At 35.7% G+C, this 15,775-nt stretch carries 18 protein-coding genes and 2 riboswitches; of the genes, 11 read left to right on the forward strand and 7 right to left on the reverse strand.

The genetic code is table 11. The features are described from left to right. Window positions 1–109: 109 nt before the first annotated feature. Genes AAIB49_RS01410 through AAIB49_RS01420 form a run of 3 tightly spaced genes read right to left on the reverse strand, consistent with a single transcriptional unit; the run spans window position 110 to window position 795 of the window. Window positions 110–463, reverse strand: coding sequence for a YhjD family protein (locus AAIB49_RS01410; RefSeq protein ID WP_343456982.1), 354 nt, complete (start codon window positions 461–463; stop codon window positions 110–112). Next, entirely contained in the window at window positions 456–599 is a 144-nt protein-coding gene (locus AAIB49_RS01415; protein WP_343456983.1) for a hypothetical protein, read from the reverse strand. Before AAIB49_RS01415 ends, AAIB49_RS01410 begins: the two co-directional genes overlap by 8 nt. Beyond that, entirely contained in the window at window positions 577–795 is a 219-nt protein-coding gene (locus tag AAIB49_RS01420; RefSeq protein WP_343456984.1) for a helix-turn-helix domain-containing protein, read from the reverse strand. The genes AAIB49_RS01415 and AAIB49_RS01420 overlap by 23 nt, the downstream gene beginning before the upstream one ends. A gap of 307 nt (window positions 796–1,102) precedes the next feature. On the opposite strand from AAIB49_RS01420, the gene AAIB49_RS01425 reads away from it, so the two are divergent. The 5 genes from AAIB49_RS01425 to AAIB49_RS01445 are packed head-to-tail and all read left to right on the forward strand — an operon-like array spanning window position 1,103 to window position 3,749. Then, window positions 1,103–2,254 carry an FtsK/SpoIIIE domain-containing protein gene (locus AAIB49_RS01425; RefSeq protein WP_343456985.1) on the forward strand — a complete coding sequence of 384 codons (1,152 nt, stop codon included), beginning with the start codon at window positions 1,103–1,105 and terminating at the stop codon, window positions 2,252–2,254. Beyond that, on the forward strand, window positions 2,196–2,786 hold the full coding sequence (locus AAIB49_RS01430) for a replication-relaxation family protein (RefSeq protein WP_343456986.1): 591 nt from the start codon (window positions 2,196–2,198) through the stop codon (window positions 2,784–2,786). Before AAIB49_RS01425 ends, AAIB49_RS01430 begins: the two co-directional genes overlap by 59 nt. A 12-nt stretch (window positions 2,787–2,798) precedes the next feature. Beyond that, window positions 2,799–2,951 (forward strand): hypothetical protein, encoded by a 153-nt coding sequence (locus AAIB49_RS01435; RefSeq protein WP_343456987.1) that lies wholly within the window; start codon window positions 2,799–2,801, stop codon window positions 2,949–2,951. Window positions 2,952–3,004: 53 nt separating this feature from the next. Next, window positions 3,005–3,202, forward strand: coding sequence for a hypothetical protein (locus AAIB49_RS01440; RefSeq protein WP_343456988.1), 198 nt, complete (start codon window positions 3,005–3,007; stop codon window positions 3,200–3,202). A 31-nt stretch (window positions 3,203–3,233) separates the two neighbouring features. After that, complete coding sequence (locus tag AAIB49_RS01445; RefSeq protein ID WP_343456989.1) at window positions 3,234–3,749, forward strand: hypothetical protein; 516 nt, start codon at window positions 3,234–3,236, stop codon at window positions 3,747–3,749. A gap of 212 nt (window positions 3,750–3,961) precedes the next feature. On the opposite strand, the gene AAIB49_RS01450 is transcribed toward AAIB49_RS01445, so the two are convergent. Continuing rightward, window positions 3,962–4,414 carry an ATPase, T2SS/T4P/T4SS family gene (locus tag AAIB49_RS01450; protein WP_343456990.1) on the reverse strand — a complete coding sequence of 151 codons (453 nt, stop codon included), beginning with the start codon at window positions 4,412–4,414 and terminating at the stop codon, window positions 3,962–3,964. Window positions 4,415–4,516: 102 nt separating this feature from the next. Between AAIB49_RS01450 and AAIB49_RS01455 the strand changes: the two genes are divergently transcribed. Continuing rightward, window positions 4,517–5,032, forward strand: a complete 516-nt coding sequence (locus AAIB49_RS01455; protein ID WP_339214682.1) for a shikimate kinase — start codon at window positions 4,517–4,519, stop codon at window positions 5,030–5,032. Window positions 5,033–5,062: 30 nt separating this feature from the next. Further along, window positions 5,063–5,248, forward strand: coding sequence for a YqzE family protein (locus tag AAIB49_RS01460; protein ID WP_339217962.1), 186 nt, complete (start codon window positions 5,063–5,065; stop codon window positions 5,246–5,248). A gap of 61 nt (window positions 5,249–5,309) precedes the next feature. On the opposite strand, the gene AAIB49_RS01465 is transcribed toward AAIB49_RS01460, so the two are convergent. Together AAIB49_RS01465 and AAIB49_RS01470 are read right to left on the reverse strand one after the other, a co-directional pair. Then, a complete protein-coding gene (locus tag AAIB49_RS01465; protein ID WP_339214683.1) occupies window positions 5,310–6,092 on the reverse strand; it encodes a YqhG family protein in 783 nt (260 codons plus the stop codon). After that, on the reverse strand, window positions 6,082–7,746 hold the full coding sequence (locus AAIB49_RS01470) for a DEAD/DEAH box helicase (protein WP_339214685.1): 1,665 nt from the start codon (window positions 7,744–7,746) through the stop codon (window positions 6,082–6,084). Before AAIB49_RS01470 ends, AAIB49_RS01465 begins: the two co-directional genes overlap by 11 nt. Before the next feature lie 150 nt (window positions 7,747–7,896). Beyond that, window positions 7,897–7,997: riboswitch (glycine riboswitch) on the forward strand. Between the two features lie 3 nt (window positions 7,998–8,000). Continuing rightward, window positions 8,001–8,087, forward strand: a riboswitch (glycine riboswitch). Between the two features lie 90 nt (window positions 8,088–8,177). On the opposite strand from AAIB49_RS01470, the gene gcvT reads away from it, so the two are divergent. From gcvT to gcvPB, 3 genes are read left to right on the forward strand one after another with little or no spacing between them, the layout of a single operon-like run. Beyond that, on the forward strand, window positions 8,178–9,290 hold the full coding sequence (gene gcvT / locus AAIB49_RS01475) for a glycine cleavage system aminomethyltransferase GcvT (protein WP_339214687.1): 1,113 nt from the start codon (window positions 8,178–8,180) through the stop codon (window positions 9,288–9,290). A 15-nt stretch (window positions 9,291–9,305) separates the two neighbouring features. Continuing rightward, window positions 9,306–10,655, forward strand: a complete 1,350-nt coding sequence (gene gcvPA, locus AAIB49_RS01480) for an aminomethyl-transferring glycine dehydrogenase subunit GcvPA (RefSeq protein WP_339214689.1) — start codon at window positions 9,306–9,308, stop codon at window positions 10,653–10,655. Continuing rightward, on the forward strand, window positions 10,648–12,111 hold the full coding sequence (gene gcvPB / locus AAIB49_RS01485; protein ID WP_339214691.1) for an aminomethyl-transferring glycine dehydrogenase subunit GcvPB: 1,464 nt from the start codon (window positions 10,648–10,650) through the stop codon (window positions 12,109–12,111). The genes gcvPA and gcvPB overlap by 8 nt, the downstream gene beginning before the upstream one ends. Window positions 12,112–12,265: 154 nt before the next feature. Here the strand turns inward: gcvPB and AAIB49_RS01490 are convergent, their stop codons facing one another. Continuing rightward, window positions 12,266–12,637, reverse strand: a complete 372-nt coding sequence (locus tag AAIB49_RS01490) for a rhodanese-like domain-containing protein (protein ID WP_186869895.1) — start codon at window positions 12,635–12,637, stop codon at window positions 12,266–12,268. A 391-nt stretch (window positions 12,638–13,028) separates the two neighbouring features. Here AAIB49_RS01490 and AAIB49_RS01495 point away from each other — a divergent pair, with 391 nt between their 5' ends. After that, window positions 13,029–15,587, forward strand: a complete 2,559-nt coding sequence (locus AAIB49_RS01495) for a vitamin B12-dependent ribonucleotide reductase (protein WP_343456992.1) — start codon at window positions 13,029–13,031, stop codon at window positions 15,585–15,587. The last annotated feature ends 188 nt before the right edge of the window (window positions 15,588–15,775 follow it).

Below are 15,775 nucleotides of genomic sequence, written 5' to 3' on the forward strand. Positions count from 1 at the left end.
TCACCTCCTTGTTCTTTGTTAATTATATTATATCACCTTACTTGCGTATATGCAAGTAAATGTATGAAGTTTTTTAGTTTTTTTAATAAAAAATAAGCCCGAAGAATACTTATTCATCAGGCTTCCACACTCTTTCTTGTCGTTCAAATCCACTTGCCTTATCCCTATAAAGATATTCGCTCATTAATTCTTCCGTCATTTTCTTTAGTTCATCTGATGTAAACTCAACCACTTCTTTATTAATTTGGTACTTCCCAACTTCGAGACGTCTAATGTCAATATGATGATTAGATATTAGATCCGCTTTTAATTCATAGTAATCTTTATGCATTCGTTCAATTATTGATTCCACCATATCCATGTATAAATTGCCGACTTCAAAACTTTTAAAGCGTTCCAAGTCTTGTTTAAACACAGTTACTGCAAGTGGGTAGGCGATGTATTTTTTGATTAGTTCATTCATCCTTATCAACAAACCTCAACCCTTGATTTAACCTCTCAATTTTTTGTCTAATCTCCTCTTGTTTTCCTGGCGACTTAGTTTTAGTTAATTTCTTCATCAGCTTTTGTTCCTCTTTAAATATTTTTTCCTTGTTCATTTTGATTCTCCTTTTCGTATAAATCAGTTACTTCACAATCAAGTATATCAGCCAATTCCACGGCCATTTCTAAAGATATTTTTCTTTCTCCAGAAATGTATTTTGACAATGTAACTGGGTTTATTTCCAGCCTCTTTGCTATGTGCCCTTTTTTAAGACCACTATTTAATATCATTTCATTAATCCTCAGCCTCATAATAATCACCTAATTTAATAATTCTATAATATTCCTCATAATCCTTTATTAACTTTTTAATATTTTTTTTAGTCATTTGTAATAGGTACAAGTACATCTGCATATTTTTATATCAAAGTCGCTCAAAAACGCAATTCACAACTCATCGTTTCACTCTATCGTGTTCATTAATATGACCAAGAAATTTTAATTGATTTATAGCTGTTAACCACTGAAACCAAGACATCGGAATATACCAAACAGTGTTCCATAGAGGACTATACCGAGGCACAAACTTCGGAATATACCTAGGAAGGGAGGATGGAAGATGGACGTTATTTTAGGTGGTGGAATAGCAGCCGTTACTATGTATGCAGCTGCAAGGTGGAATCCAACTGTAAGTGAAAAGAAGAAGATCCTTCAGACATTAATTAATATTGGATTTACTGCAAAGGACCAGGAACCAAAGTTATTTAAAACAATTAAAGATGATAACTGGAACGATTATATCTTTAATGTTCCTTATGGAAAGGTTGATGATGAAGACACACAACCAATTCTTGAAAAGACTTTGGGTAAACCCGTTAAGGTAAATTTCAAACAAAAATTATTTATCCGAGTGTACAATGATCAACTTCAAAAGAAAGTTCAGTACAAAGATTTCCCAGCATTAGAAAACACATGGAGTATTCCAGTTGGTAAGACACAGGAAAATATTCTATATCATGATTTTGATGAAATACCACACATGACTGTTGCTGGAGCAACTCGTTGGGGAAAAACAATATTTATGAAGTCTATGATTACCCACTTAATAGAAAATCACCCTGATGATGTAGAGTTCTATATCTTGGATTTAAAAGGAGGTTTATCTTTCCACAGGTATTCCAATCTGAAGCAGGTAAAAATAGTCGCTGATGATTATAAAACTTCAGCAGTTGCACTGAAAAAAGTTGAAAAAGATATTAAAAAAACAATGAACGAGTTCAAACCGAAGTACTATGAAAATATTGTTGAAACGAATATTAAGACACGTAAATTTATCATCATTGATGAAGCTGGAGAACTTACTCCCAACAATAGTATGAGTGACCAGGATAAACAATATTTAAAAAAATGCCAGCAAATTATAACTCATATTCTAAGAGTTTCTGGTGGGCTTGGTTATAGATGTATTTACGCAACCCAATACCCTACTGCAAAAATTATGGATAACCAAATAAAGGCTAATGCTTCAGCAAAAATAACATTCAGATTACAAACAGGTGTACAGTCTAAAGTTGCTATTGATGAAACGGGTGCGGAAAAATTAGAGTACCCTGGTAGAGCCATCTACAAAACAGTTGAAAATCATATCGTGCAAACACCTTATATAAGCAATGCTGAAATGTGGAAACGTCTAAGGAGGTATGAACAACAGAATGATTCATCAAGAAAAGAGATCACAGAGGGAGGAACGGATACTGTTACGTTTGGCTGATTTGAATTTTGCTACTCGTAAACAATTACAGGTCATTGAAAACTTAGGAGGGGAACGTAACGCAAGAAGAATTCTTTATCAAATGGAAAAGGATAAATCAATAAAAAGTGTAAGGCAGGAACAGAAAATATATTATTTATCGAATAAGGGGAGAGATAGAATAGGAATTAGTCCTGGAGAATTGAAAAGGGATAAAATCAAACATACTTTAATGCTTAATGATCTATTTATCCAATTAGGGCAACCAAAGGACTGGCGAAAAGAATTTCCGGTTAATCGTAATGGAGAATTGTATATTATTCCAGATGCATTGTATACAGAGAGTGGGATTTTCCACTTTGTTGAAATTGATAATGTGCAAACGATGAAAACCAACTTAGAAAAAGTTAAAAAGTATAAAGACCTCTTTTCTGATATGGAAAAACAATTCCACCATAAACCTGTATTGATTTGGTACTCTTTATCCCCAATCAGAAAAGAGAAGTTAAAGATTGCTTGTAAGAAGGCAAATATAAAATTTGAAATTTATTAGGAGGAGATAGGTATGGAGAAAATCTGGAAGGTAACTGAAACATTAATAAAAGTGATTGACGAGGAGCAAAACCATGAAAGAAAACTGCGTTTGATAGGGGTAGTTAAAGAATTAAAGAGCATCCATCAGAGTTGTATGGATGAACTAGTCGAGGCTATAGAGTGATGTTGTTTCTAATCTCATATATTGCTTATGAATTATGCGTTGGCGTTCAGTCAGTGAGGTTGAACAAAAGAGACGAAAAGGAACTAGATCAATTAATCACCATGCTTGATGGATCTAAAACAATGGATGATTTAGAAAATAAAATATTGCAGCATAGCTATTCACGTCATCCTTATATTCCACCAACATTATTATTCAAAGAAACCAGATATTCATACAAAAGAAGGAATTCGACAAAAAATGTAGAATAAGTATAGTACAAAAATACTAGGAGGACTCATGTTGAAACGACTAATTTTTATTGCAATAGTATTATTACTCTTAACCGCCTGTGGAAGTGAAAACGGAGCTAAAAAAGCTGCAGAAGGGTATATGGATGCCGTAAAAGTAGGGGATAAATTTGATGCGTTTAAAGCTAGTGAAGGTTTTATTGACGTATTTGATTACGAGTTTCTACAGGTTGTAGATAAACAAGAGATCCAAGATACCAGGACTATTGATTATGATTTTTGGAAGGATTATGAAACAGAATACTACGACAGCTTCCTGGATTACAAAGATTACTATAAGGAACTATATGACGGTTATGAGATTCTTGAGGATAACGATGACGAGCTGATCTTGTGGGATGGAAAAAGTTATTACGATGTTTATACATTGCTGTATAACGTTGAGATAGCTAATGGAAAAGGCGAGAAGTTATTTAAAAAAGCAGAAATTACAGTGGAAGAAGGCATCTATTGGGATGGAGATGACTATAAAGATGGTTGGATTATTACAGACGTATATCTCAGATAAACCAATCCTTATTATTAATAAATAATAATACTATTAATAATATAAATATAATAAATATAATTATAATTATATTATTTATTATATTTATATATAGTATATACTATTTTAAGAGGGGGTTATTTTTTATAAGAAACAGAACTGCAAAAGTTTTGTTTATTTAACCCCCTCTTAAAAAATCAATATTATATATTTTCTTCTAAATTTAATCTTCTTTATATATCACTCCCGGTTGGTCCAGAAAACAATATTAAACCTGCTGGGGAATTCATCCACGTTTTGATTGTATGAAGTTGTTGTTTAAAGAGAAAAAGTTGTTCCAGAGATAAGTTTTGCTGTTGTGGAAGGAGTCGAATAGCTAGGCTTTCTAATTGGTTAACTGGTAAAGTAGACAGCCGAAGGGAGTATTTATCGGATGTTGTGGAGTGAAAAAGTGTCCCATTTTGGGGCTTTCTATTTTCACCGATATCCATGCCTGATGTAAACTTATAATAAGTAAGAAGGGATTCATAACGATTAATTGAGATCGATTGATAAAGTATTCGTTTACCATATACGCGGAAGTAAATATTTGTCGTCGTTTCAAAGGGGTAGAAGTGGATATCCGTGGCTTGGTTTTCAATGGCATTTGTAATGATATGACGGGATAGTCTTTCAGCAGTAGTCAATAGGCAACACCTCCATTTTTGGTTCTATATTTATTTTGATTCGACATAAAACGGGTAAATCCTTCTTTTTTCTTAAAATTTTTTGAAAGAGGAGTAAATAAGTTGAAACAGCTATATTTAATTGGCTTCATGGGAAGCGGTAAAACTACTGTTGGTCGCTCGATTAAGGAACAGTATGGAATCGATTATATCGATCTGGATGAGGCGATTGAGAGTAGATTACATAAACGTATTGTCGATATTTTTAAAGAAGAGGGAGAAGGAGCATTTCGTACGTATGAAACCGAGACTTTAAAAGCATTAAAGACCACACCAATTATTGCAACCGGTGGGGGAATTATAGAACGAAGTGAAAATATTTCGTATATGAAAGAAAATGGGATCATTATTTACTTAAAGACTTCCTTTAATACCATTAAATTAAGATTAACACGCGATCAATCCCGTCCATTATGGAAGGATGAAAAACAGAATAAAGCTTTATTTGACAAAAGAAATAAAATCTATGAACATGCTGCGGATTATATCGTTCATTGTGATAACCGATCGACAAAGGAGATACTAGAAGAAATTGTAAGCCTGTACAGGTATAAAGGGATTTTGGATAGTGAAGACTAAACATAATCCTATATATAAGGGGTGGTTATCATAAAAGGAAACGATTATGTGAAATTTATGACCGAGCAAGTTGTATCGTATATTGATCTTCCAAAAGAAGAACGTAGAAAAAAGCGATTAGAACAAAAGGCACAGAGAACGCAAGTCACGATAGGCAACAAATGGTTTGGTGTGTTACCAGTGGCAATTAAGTCTATGTTTAAAAAGGCGGAATGAATGCCTCTATTGGGATAGGGTCTGATCATGAAGTCATTTATCAGACCCTATGGAGGCTTTTTTACGTATTAGAAGCATTTAAATAAAAAATTCCACCATTAATGACAGTAAGCTCAATTTTTGGCTGATAACGTTCTTTTAAGCCCTGTAATTCTTTCTCCATTTGTTCAACATCTTCCTCTTGATCCCCTTCATAGAAATGCTTTAGTAATTCTATTTCCTTGTCCAATTCTTCAAGGGATTCTTTTGCCCAATCGTGCTCAAGGTCCTGGATGTATTGGTTGATGACTGCTAATATTCTGTTATATCCACTCTTTGGTTTAATTAACGGTGTAATGGTATAGCAGTAATCCGAAATCTGCATGAGAAACTCCTTCTTCATTAAGGTATCCATTATTTCCGTTTTCATCATGCCATTTAGTAAGTTTAACCCAATGGAAAATACTTCATCTTTTTTAAGTTTTCCAATGTAGCTTAATTTTAAGTTGATGACGAGCCATGGATGTAGGGCGGTATTTTGATTCGTGTATACCACTTCAAATAGTCTAGTATAGCGTTCATTTTCTTTTAAATGATTCAATATTTGTTGAAGTCGAGGACTACCGAAATGAATTCGCTCACCCTTTTCTTCTAATGACGAGGGGTTTGTAATCAAGGTGAGTTGCATTGGGTCACCCTCTCGTCCCATTTTTTTAATGTAATGCCAATAAAATGGCCTATTCATTAGAGCACGGTCCATTTTCTCATTTAACTGTACCTTAAGTACACCTTCACGATTAGAAAGTATGTCACAATGATGAGCAGTGAAATAGTCTTCTAAAAATGAATGGAGATTAATTGCCATATTGAGACTCCTCTTGGAATGTATTCTGATGTGTATGATGAATAATAGAAGCTAAATTATCTAATTTAATTTTTACCTCTCCAGTAGATGAGGACTCGTTCATAATCGTTTTTACTTCTCCTTCAAAGCTATCAATATTAAGCTCGGCTAATATGTCGTCTAAATGTCCAACTACTTTTTCAAAAAGAGCAATTTTTTCATAGAGTAATTTCATTATATGCTCTTCCAATGTATTACGAATCGCAAAATTATAAATATGCACATCCTTCTCTTGACCATAACGATGAATTCTACCGATTCGTTGTTCTAAGCGCATCGGATTCCAAGGAAGGTCATAATTAATCATATAATGACAAAACTGTAAATTAATTCCTTCACCACCGGCTTCTGTGGCAATTAACACTTGTGCTTTATCTTGGAAGAGTTGTTTCATCCAGTCCTTCTTTCCTCGTTTAAAACCACCACGGAAAGGAACCGAAGTAATTCCATGCTGCTGTAAAAACCACTGCAAATAAAGCTGTGAAGCTCGGTATTCGGTGAAGATAATCACTTTTTCATCACCAATTTGTTTCATTAGCTCAACCACTTTATGCGCTTTGGCATGATGCGGAAGTTGGCCAATTTTATCGATAATCGGCTTTAATATCTCTCTTCCTTGACTTTCTTCATCATTTACATACTTTTGGAGAGATAGATAGCAAGCCTCACGAGAAGAACAAAGCTCTCGTAGAAATGTAATCTTTGAAAAAGATGAGAAAGGTTGAAAGGTATGATCCAACTCGTTATATACGTCATATTCTTCCGGTGTAAAATCGACCCAAATGGTTTCGATATGCCGTTTTGCATGATCTAATTTCGTATCCTTTCTAGTATTTCGTACCATCACTTTTTGAACGAGCTGCTTTAAGTAAACATCCTGATTTAACTTTTTACGATCTCTACCATACTTTTCTAAGAATGATTCATAATTTCCTAAGTGGCCAGGCTTTAATATCGATACTAGGTTGAAGATCTCGATTAATTGATTTTGTACCGGTGTCGCGGTTAATAGTAAACAATATTTCTTCCTTAATGCCCGTACAAATTCATAGTTTTTTGTTTTATGATTCTTTAGTTTATGTGCTTCATCAATGAGGATAAAATCATAATCAATATCTAATATCGCTTCCCGGTGAGGCGAACGTTTTGCTGTATCAATCGATGTCACAATTATATCGTATTGATCCCATGGGAAATGCTTACGAAAGGTAGCAGCCGGAATATAAAATTTTTCATTAAGTTCCTTTACCCATTGATTCACTAGGGAAGCTGGAACAAGAATAAGTACTTTCTTCACTAGTCCACGAATCATATATTCCTTTAATATTAATCCGGCTTCTATTGTTTTCCCTAGGCCAACTTCATCTGCTAAAATAGCCCGTCCATTCATTTCTTCAATTGCTTGTTTGGCTGTCTCAATTTGATGTGGTAAAAACTCCATATCTGGTAAAAATTCAAGAGCTCGTAAACCATGAAAGTCTTTCGTTATTGTAGTAAGCTCTGCTTTATAAGCCATCTGGAATAGCTCCCAAGAGGAAAAGGGTCCATCCTGCTCTAACTTTTCATCTAACGTCTCAATAAAGTTTGAATCATGGATAATGTCTATATGTTTCATACGATACGTCCTTTATCAATAGTTTCATCATGGATGAATATTAACGATACATTTTAACTGTTCTATGGTATAATAAAAGCGAAAAATCTAGTTAGTAAAATGAGTTTTGATACATAGTATAACCAAAAGTTAGAATTTCATAAGAAGCGGATGATTACAGGGGGAGAGATTACTCTTCTATGTATGATTAGTAACGCCGAAGGAGCAAGCAATTTTGCGAATCTCTCAGGCAAAAGAACTCTTGTAGGACGCACCTCTGGAGAGTGTTTACTTCGGTAAACCACCCACGAAGCACGCATTTTCTAATAGGAAATGTTAAACTTTCTGGTTACAGGACAGAGACAGTATAAAAGGGGATAATAGAATCTCCATATTATACTGTCTCTATTTTTATGGTTAATAATTAGAAAATTTAAAAGGGAGTGGAAATTGTGAGTGAACTGAAAAGAACCCCAATTTTTCCTGAGTATGCAAAGCTTGGGGCAAAGACAATTGACTTTGGTGGATGGGATTTACCAGTCCAATTCTCCAGCATCAAAGAAGAGCATGAGGCGACAAGAAAGAAAGCAGGTTTATTTGATGTATCCCATATGGGTGAAATTTTAGTAACAGGTCCGAAAGCGCTTGACTTTTTACAATACGTTACGACAAATGATGTATCCAAATTAGTGCCAAATAAAGCACAATATGCACTCATGTGTTATGAAGATGGTGGCACTGTTGATGATTTTCTAATTTATATGATCAATAATAATGAATACTTAGTCGTTGTAAATGCGGCAAATACGGAAAAAGATTATGAATGGATGGTTAAGAATAATCAATTTACAGAAGAAGACGTTACCATTAAAAATGTTTCCGCTGAATATGCACAACTAGCATTACAAGGTCCAAAGGCGGAAGAAATCTTACAATCTGTTACAAGTACAAACGTAAGCGAGATTAAATTCTTTCGATTTGAGAAGGAAGTAGCCATTAAAGGAGTACAAACCCCAGTTTTAGTTTCGAGAACAGGCTACACTGGTGAGGATGGATTTGAATTATATATTGCTAGTGCAGATGGTCCAAAATTATGGAATGTACTACTTGAGGCTGGAAAAGAAATAGGAATTTTACCGGTTGGTCTTGGAGCAAGGGATACACTTCGATTTGAAGCTAACCTCCCATTATATGGACAGGAGCTCTCTTCTACTATTACACCGATAGAAGCTGGTTTAGGTTTTGCAGTTAAAGTCAATAAAGAAGCTGACTTTATTGGAAAATCGGTGTTAAAAGAGCAAGTAGAACATGGAACTAAACGGAAAATAGTTGGTATAGAAATGATCGATAAAGGTATCCCACGTCATGGATATGAAGTGTTTCACGGAGAGGAAGAAGTAGGTGTTGTCACCTCTGGTACACAATCTCCTACACTACAAAAAAATATTGGCTTAGCTTTAGTGCAGTCAGAATTTGCTGAAGCTGGAATGGAACTAGAAATACAGGTAAGAAAACGTAGACTACGGGCAAAAATCATTTCGAGAAAATTCTTAAAGCAAGATTAATAGGGGGGAATGGAAATGGATTTTCGTTATTTACCAATGACAGAAACAGATAAACAAGAAATGTTAAGTGCGATTGGCGTCGCTTCAACTGATGAATTATTTTCAGATATTCCAGAGAAGGTTCGCCTAAAGGATGGATTAAACTTAAAAACACCAAAAAGTGAAGCTGAGTTAAAAAAAGAACTTGTCCTAATGGCAAACAAAAACTATAACCTAAGGGAGTATACCTCTTTCTTAGGAGCAGGGGTATATGATCACTTTATTCCTTCTGTAGTGGATCATATTATATCAAGGTCAGAATTCTATACGGCGTATACACCGTATCAGCCAGAAATTTCACAAGGGGAATTACAAGCGATTTTTGAATTTCAAACGATGATTTCAGAGCTTACCGGGATGCCGGTTGCCAATTCATCTATGTACGATGGCGGAACCTCTTTAGCTGAAGCAGTGAACTTAAGTGCTGGTCAAACGCGAAAGAAAAAAGTTCTAGTATCGAAAGCGATTCACCCAGAATCTCAAGCGGTAATTGAAACATATGGTAAAGGCCAAAATCTGGATATCGTATATATTGATCATAGCGATGGTCGTACAGATTTAGAGCAATTAGCTAGTGAATTAGATGAACATACTGCAAGTGTTGTCTTACAATACCCGAACTTTTTCGGACAAATTGAGCCTTTAGCAGAGGTTCGAGCATTATTAGATACACAACCAAAAACAATGTTTATCGTATCTAGTAATCCTTTAGCATTAGGTTATTTAACACCTCCTGGTAAGTTTGGAGCAGATATTGTGATTGGCGATACACAAGTGTTTGGTATTCCTGCTCAATTTGGCGGTCCGCATTGCGGTTATTTCGCAACTACTGAAAAGCTTATGCGTAAAATTCCAGGACGATTAGTAGGACAAACAAAGGATGAAAATGGCGTCCGTGGATTTGTATTAACCTTACAAGCTCGTGAACAACATATTCGTCGTGATAAAGCTACTTCTAATATTTGTTCTAACCAGGCATTAAATGCGCTTGCAAGTGCTGTTGCAATGAGTTCTATTGGTAAGCATGGGATAAGAAAAATGGCAGAGCTTAATATGCAAAAGGCACGTTATGCGAAAAAGCAGCTTGAGATTGCAGGGTTTGAAGTAGTAGGTCATGGTTCCTTCTTTAATGAATTTATCGTGAAGCTTCCAGTTTCTGTTAAAGATGCGAATGATAAATTACTCGAAAAGGGAATCATAGGTGGTTATGATTTAGCAACTTATTATCCAGAACTAGAAGGTCATATGCTAATTGCTGTAACAGAAATTCGTACAAAAGAAGAAATTGATACTTTTGTAAAAGAATTGGGGGATATCCATGAGTAATCAAGATTTTGCCTTAATCTTTGAACGTAGTAAAGAAGGTAGAGTTAGCTATAATTTACCAGAAATAGATGTACCAGAAGTAGATTTAGAAGCGGAACTAACGGATACGTATGTAAGAGCAGATGCTCCAGATTTACCTGAAGTAAGTGAATTAGATATCATTCGTCACTATACAGGATTATCGAATCGCAATTATGGGGTTGATTCTGGCTTTTATCCGCTTGGATCATGTACGATGAAGTATAATCCGAAAATTAATGAAGATGTTGCACGATTAGATGGGTTCAGTCATATTCACCCTTATCAGGACCCTAAAACTGTTCAAGGTGCCCTGGAGATGATGTATGATTTACAAGAATCATTAAAAGAAATTACTGGTATGGCTGGTGTATCACTACAATCAGCAGCAGGTGCACATGGTGAGTGGACAGGGCTAATGATGATTCGTGCATTCCATGAAGCTAATGGCGATTTTCAACGTACAAAGGTAATAGTTCCAGACTCAGCACATGGTACAAATCCAGCTTCGGCAACTGTCGCAGGATTTGATGCGATTACAGTTAAATCAAATGAGAATGGGCTGGTTGATTTAGAGGACTTAAAGCGTGTAGTCGGGGAAGACACAGCGGCATTAATGCTAACAAATCCGAATACACTTGGATTATTTGAGACGGAAATTCTTGAAATGGCTGAGATTGTTCATTCAGCAGGGGGTAAGCTTTATTATGATGGAGCAAACTTAAATGCCATTATGGGCTATGCTCGTCCTGGAGATATGGGATTTGATGTTGTACATCTAAATTTACACAAAACATTCACTGGTCCACATGGCGGTGGTGGTCCTGGTTCAGGTCCAGTTGGGGTATCGGCTGAACTGGAGCCTTTCTTACCAAAACCTTTAATTGTAAAGCAAGATGATTTCTTCACGTTCGAGTATGATCGACCACAGTCAATTGGTCGTGTAAAACCTTACTATGGTAACTTCGGAATCAATCTTCGTGCCTATACGTATATCCGTACGATGGGTGGAGAGGGTCTTAAGAAGGTTAGTGAGTATGCGGTATTAAATGCGAATTATATGATGCGTAAATTAGAGAAGGCTTATGATTTACCATATACACAACATTGTAAGCATGAATTTGTACTTTCTGGAAGAAAACAGAAGAAGCTAGGTGTACGTACATTAGATATTGCCAAACGTCTGTTAGACTTTGGTTATCATCCGCCAACCATCTACTTCCCATTAAATGTTGAAGAAGCTTTAATGATAGAGCCTACAGAAACAGAGTCTAAAGAAACATTGGATGGATTTATAGAAACGATGCTACAAATTGCAGACGAAGCGGAAAATAATCCTGAGATTGTTCAAGAAGCTCCGCATAATACTGTAGTAAAGCGTATGGATGAAACAACAGCAGCAAGAAAACCAGTACTACGTTATTATAAAGAGAAATAATAGTATAAGGCATCACCGAGAGATACTTCAGTGATGCCTTTTTCAATGTAGCTAAAAGCTATTGTCTGACACTTGTATGAGATGGCCAAAAAATAAAGAAGCTTGGAGTTCCCAAGCTTCTTTATTTGTGATTCTATTGCTATTAAGTTAAAATTTATCCTTGTTTTACTTTACCAGTCCATTTTTTAAATCCACCTTTTAATTGGTAGATATGCTCATAGCCCTTTTTATGAAGAAGCTGTGCGGCTCTTGCTGATCGTGCGCCACTTTGACAATATAGGTATACTGGCTTATCTTTACGAATCTCAATCAAACGCTGCTTCATTTGCGTAACTGGAATATTTCTAGAACCTAGAATATGTCCATTTTTAAATTCTTGAGGCTCTCTTACATCTATAAGCTGTGCTTTACGATAGCCTTCACGGAATTGATCTTCTGTTAACGTTTTTAAATAAGTACGTTGTCTAAAGTAACGAAATACTGCTATTACGATAATAATGATTAGTGCTAATAAAAGATACTTCATCTATTAATCCCCCGTCTTTCCAAGTGTACTATCTTATTATAGGCGGAAACGATGTTTTTTTCAAAGTTTTTCTATGAAGGTTTACATGTTTATTATGTCGAAAAATAGTGAAAATATATCACTATCACAAGCCTATTATTTTATGCAATATGAAAAAATGTTAGTGTATGGAGATTTACACAAATATTGCTTGCAATAGCTTTGTTTTTCTTAGATTTTTGCTTTTTATTGTTTGTTGACAAATTTAATACAATATGCTCAATTTACCATATATTGTGTTATGTTAAAATACAGATACAAGATATTGTAATTCTGTTACTAAATATGGTATGGTATTACTAATTAAATTCTAGATTACTAGAATTTCATATATGTCAAAAGGAGAGATAGAATGTCTACGGTTGTTGAATCAAGAACAAACATTAATGTGGATTTGCTAAATGAGGATATTAAGCAATTTCCACAAGTGCACCCAATCACGCCAGATATGAAATTGTTACATAAAGGTGTGTCTAGACTTGTTATGCTAGACCGATATTCCTTTAAAGATATAGAAAAAAAGACATTAAAAGAAGGGGATTTTGTCGTTTTAACGGTTAAAGCCGATCCCAAATTCCCAGCTAGAGGATTAGGATTTATTAAATCAATCGATCGTGTAAACAATGAGGCATTGGTACAGGTAGAACCAGATTACACCTCTGTATTAGACGGGGAAGAAGCAGAGACAGGGGTAGTAAAGAGAGGACTAGATAGTATTGATAAGCCTCTAGAAGTGTTCTATGAACAAATTGCTAAGCGTAATGCTACAGGGCTAGCAGGTGTGGAGCCAACGGAAGAACTTCGTCAACAATCCTTTGAAAAATTTTACAAGGAACTAGCGAATTTAAACTTTATCCCTGCAGGAAGAGTGTTGTACGGTGCTGGTTCAGATACAGAAGTAACTTACTTTAACTGTTATGTAATGCCATATGTTCGAGACTCTCGCGAAGGTATATCAGAACACCGTAAACAAGTTATGGAAATCATGAGTAGAGGTGGGGGTGTCGGAACGAACGGCTCGACATTACGACCACGCAATGCACTAGCAAGAGGGGTTAATGGTAAATCATCTGGATCGGTATCATGGTTGGATGATATTGCTAAATTGACTCACCTCGTTGAGCAAGGTGGATCACGTAGGGGTGCGCAAATGATTATGCTAGTTGACAATCACCCTGACATTATTGAATTCATCATTTCGAAGATGCAAAATCCTAGAATTCTCCGATATTTGATTGAGAATACCGAGGATGAACAAATTAGAAAGCTCGCACAGGAAAAGCTTAAATTCACCCCATTAACCGAAACAGAAGTAGATCTCTACCAAGGAATTCTTAATTATAAAAGCATTCCAGGACAAGGCGGATTTACGAACCAAGTATTAAAAGAAGCAGAAGAAAAGCTTCGAACAGGTGGTACGTACTCTGTTCACAATCCAGAATTCTTAACTGGAGCTAATATTTCCGTATGTATTACGAAGGAGTTCATGGAAGCTGTTGAGAACGATACGTTCTACGAATTAAAATTCCCTGATGTGGAAAATTATACGGAAGAAGAAATGAAAGATTATAATGAAAACTGGCACAATGTTGGGGATGTACGTAAGTGGGAAGAAATGGGCTATGGTGTTCGTGTATATCGTCGAATTAAAGCTAAAGAGCTATGGAACTTAATTAATATTTGTGCTACGTATTCTGCTGAACCGGGGATTTTCTTTATTGATAATGCCAATGACATGACGAATGCCAAAGCATATGGGCAACAAGTAGTTGCAACTAACCCTTGTGGGGAACAACCACTTGCGCCATTCTCTGTATGTAACTTAGCAGCGGTAAATCTTGGTGAAATGGCTAATAAAGATTCTAAAACAGTAGACTTTAAGAAATTACAAGAAACGGTAAAAACCGGTGTTCGTATGCAAGACAATGTTATTGACGCGACGCCATATTTCCTAGATGAAAATAAAAAACAAGCTCTAGGAGAACGCCGAATTGGTTTAGGCGTAATGGGATTACACGATTTACTTATCTATTGTGAAACAGAATATGGTTCAAAAGAAGGTAATGAACTAGTCGATAAGATTTTTGAAACGATTGCTACAACTGCATACCGTGAGTCTATTGAACTTGCTAAAGAAAAGGGAAGCTTCCCGTTCTTAGTAGGAGAAAATGAAGAAGAAACGATGAACCTTCGTGAAGCGTTTATCAATACTGGCTATATGAAGAAAATGCCAGAAGATATTCGTCAAGATATTCTGAAGTATGGTATCAGAAATTCACATTTATTAACGGTAGCACCAACCGGTAGTACTGGTACGATGGTGGGGGTTTCTACTGGGCTTGAACCATACTTCTCCTTCTCTTATTTCAGAAGCGGAAGACTTGGTAAGTTTATTGAAGTAAAAGCGGACATCGTCCAAGAATATTTAGATGCTAACCCAGAAGCTGATGCTAATAACCTACCTAATTGGTTCGTTACTGCTATGGAATTATCCCCAGAGGCTCATGCGGATACACAATGTGTGATTCAACGCTGGGTAGATAGTTCAATTTCTAAAACAGTGAATGCACCTAAAGGGTATACAGTAAGTCAAGTTGAAAGTGTCTATAGAAGACTTTATCGTGGTGGTGCTAAAGGTGGTACGGTGTATGTAGATGGAAGCCGTGACTCTCAAGTACTAACACTGAAGGCAGAAGAAAATAATTTTGAACAAACCGAGTTATTCGAGGAAACTACTGAACCTAAAAAAGTGGTGTTGATGGATACTATCCAAGAGCTTAAATCAACAGATGTTACGATTGGTTCAGAAGTAGGTGACACATGTCCAGTTTGTCGTGAAGGTAGTGTTGAGGATATTGGTGGTTGTAACACTTGTACAAGCTGCGGAGCGCAATTGAAGTGTGGTCTATAATCGTGATGGTTTTGAATGTTTTTTGATAAGTAAGAAATAAAGTTTGATAAGAAATAACCTCTTCGGTATGATAGCCGTAAGGGGTTATTTTACATTTCTCAACATATAAGGATGATGGTACATGGATTTCCAAATATAATCATAGATTAAATGTTTACATAAATTAATGGGGTAAGATTTGCTGGTTA

It is taken from the genome of Ornithinibacillus proteolyticus (genome assembly GCF_039581225.1).
Classification (GTDB): Bacteria; Bacillota; Bacilli; order Bacillales; family Amphibacillaceae; genus Ornithinibacillus; species Ornithinibacillus massiliensis.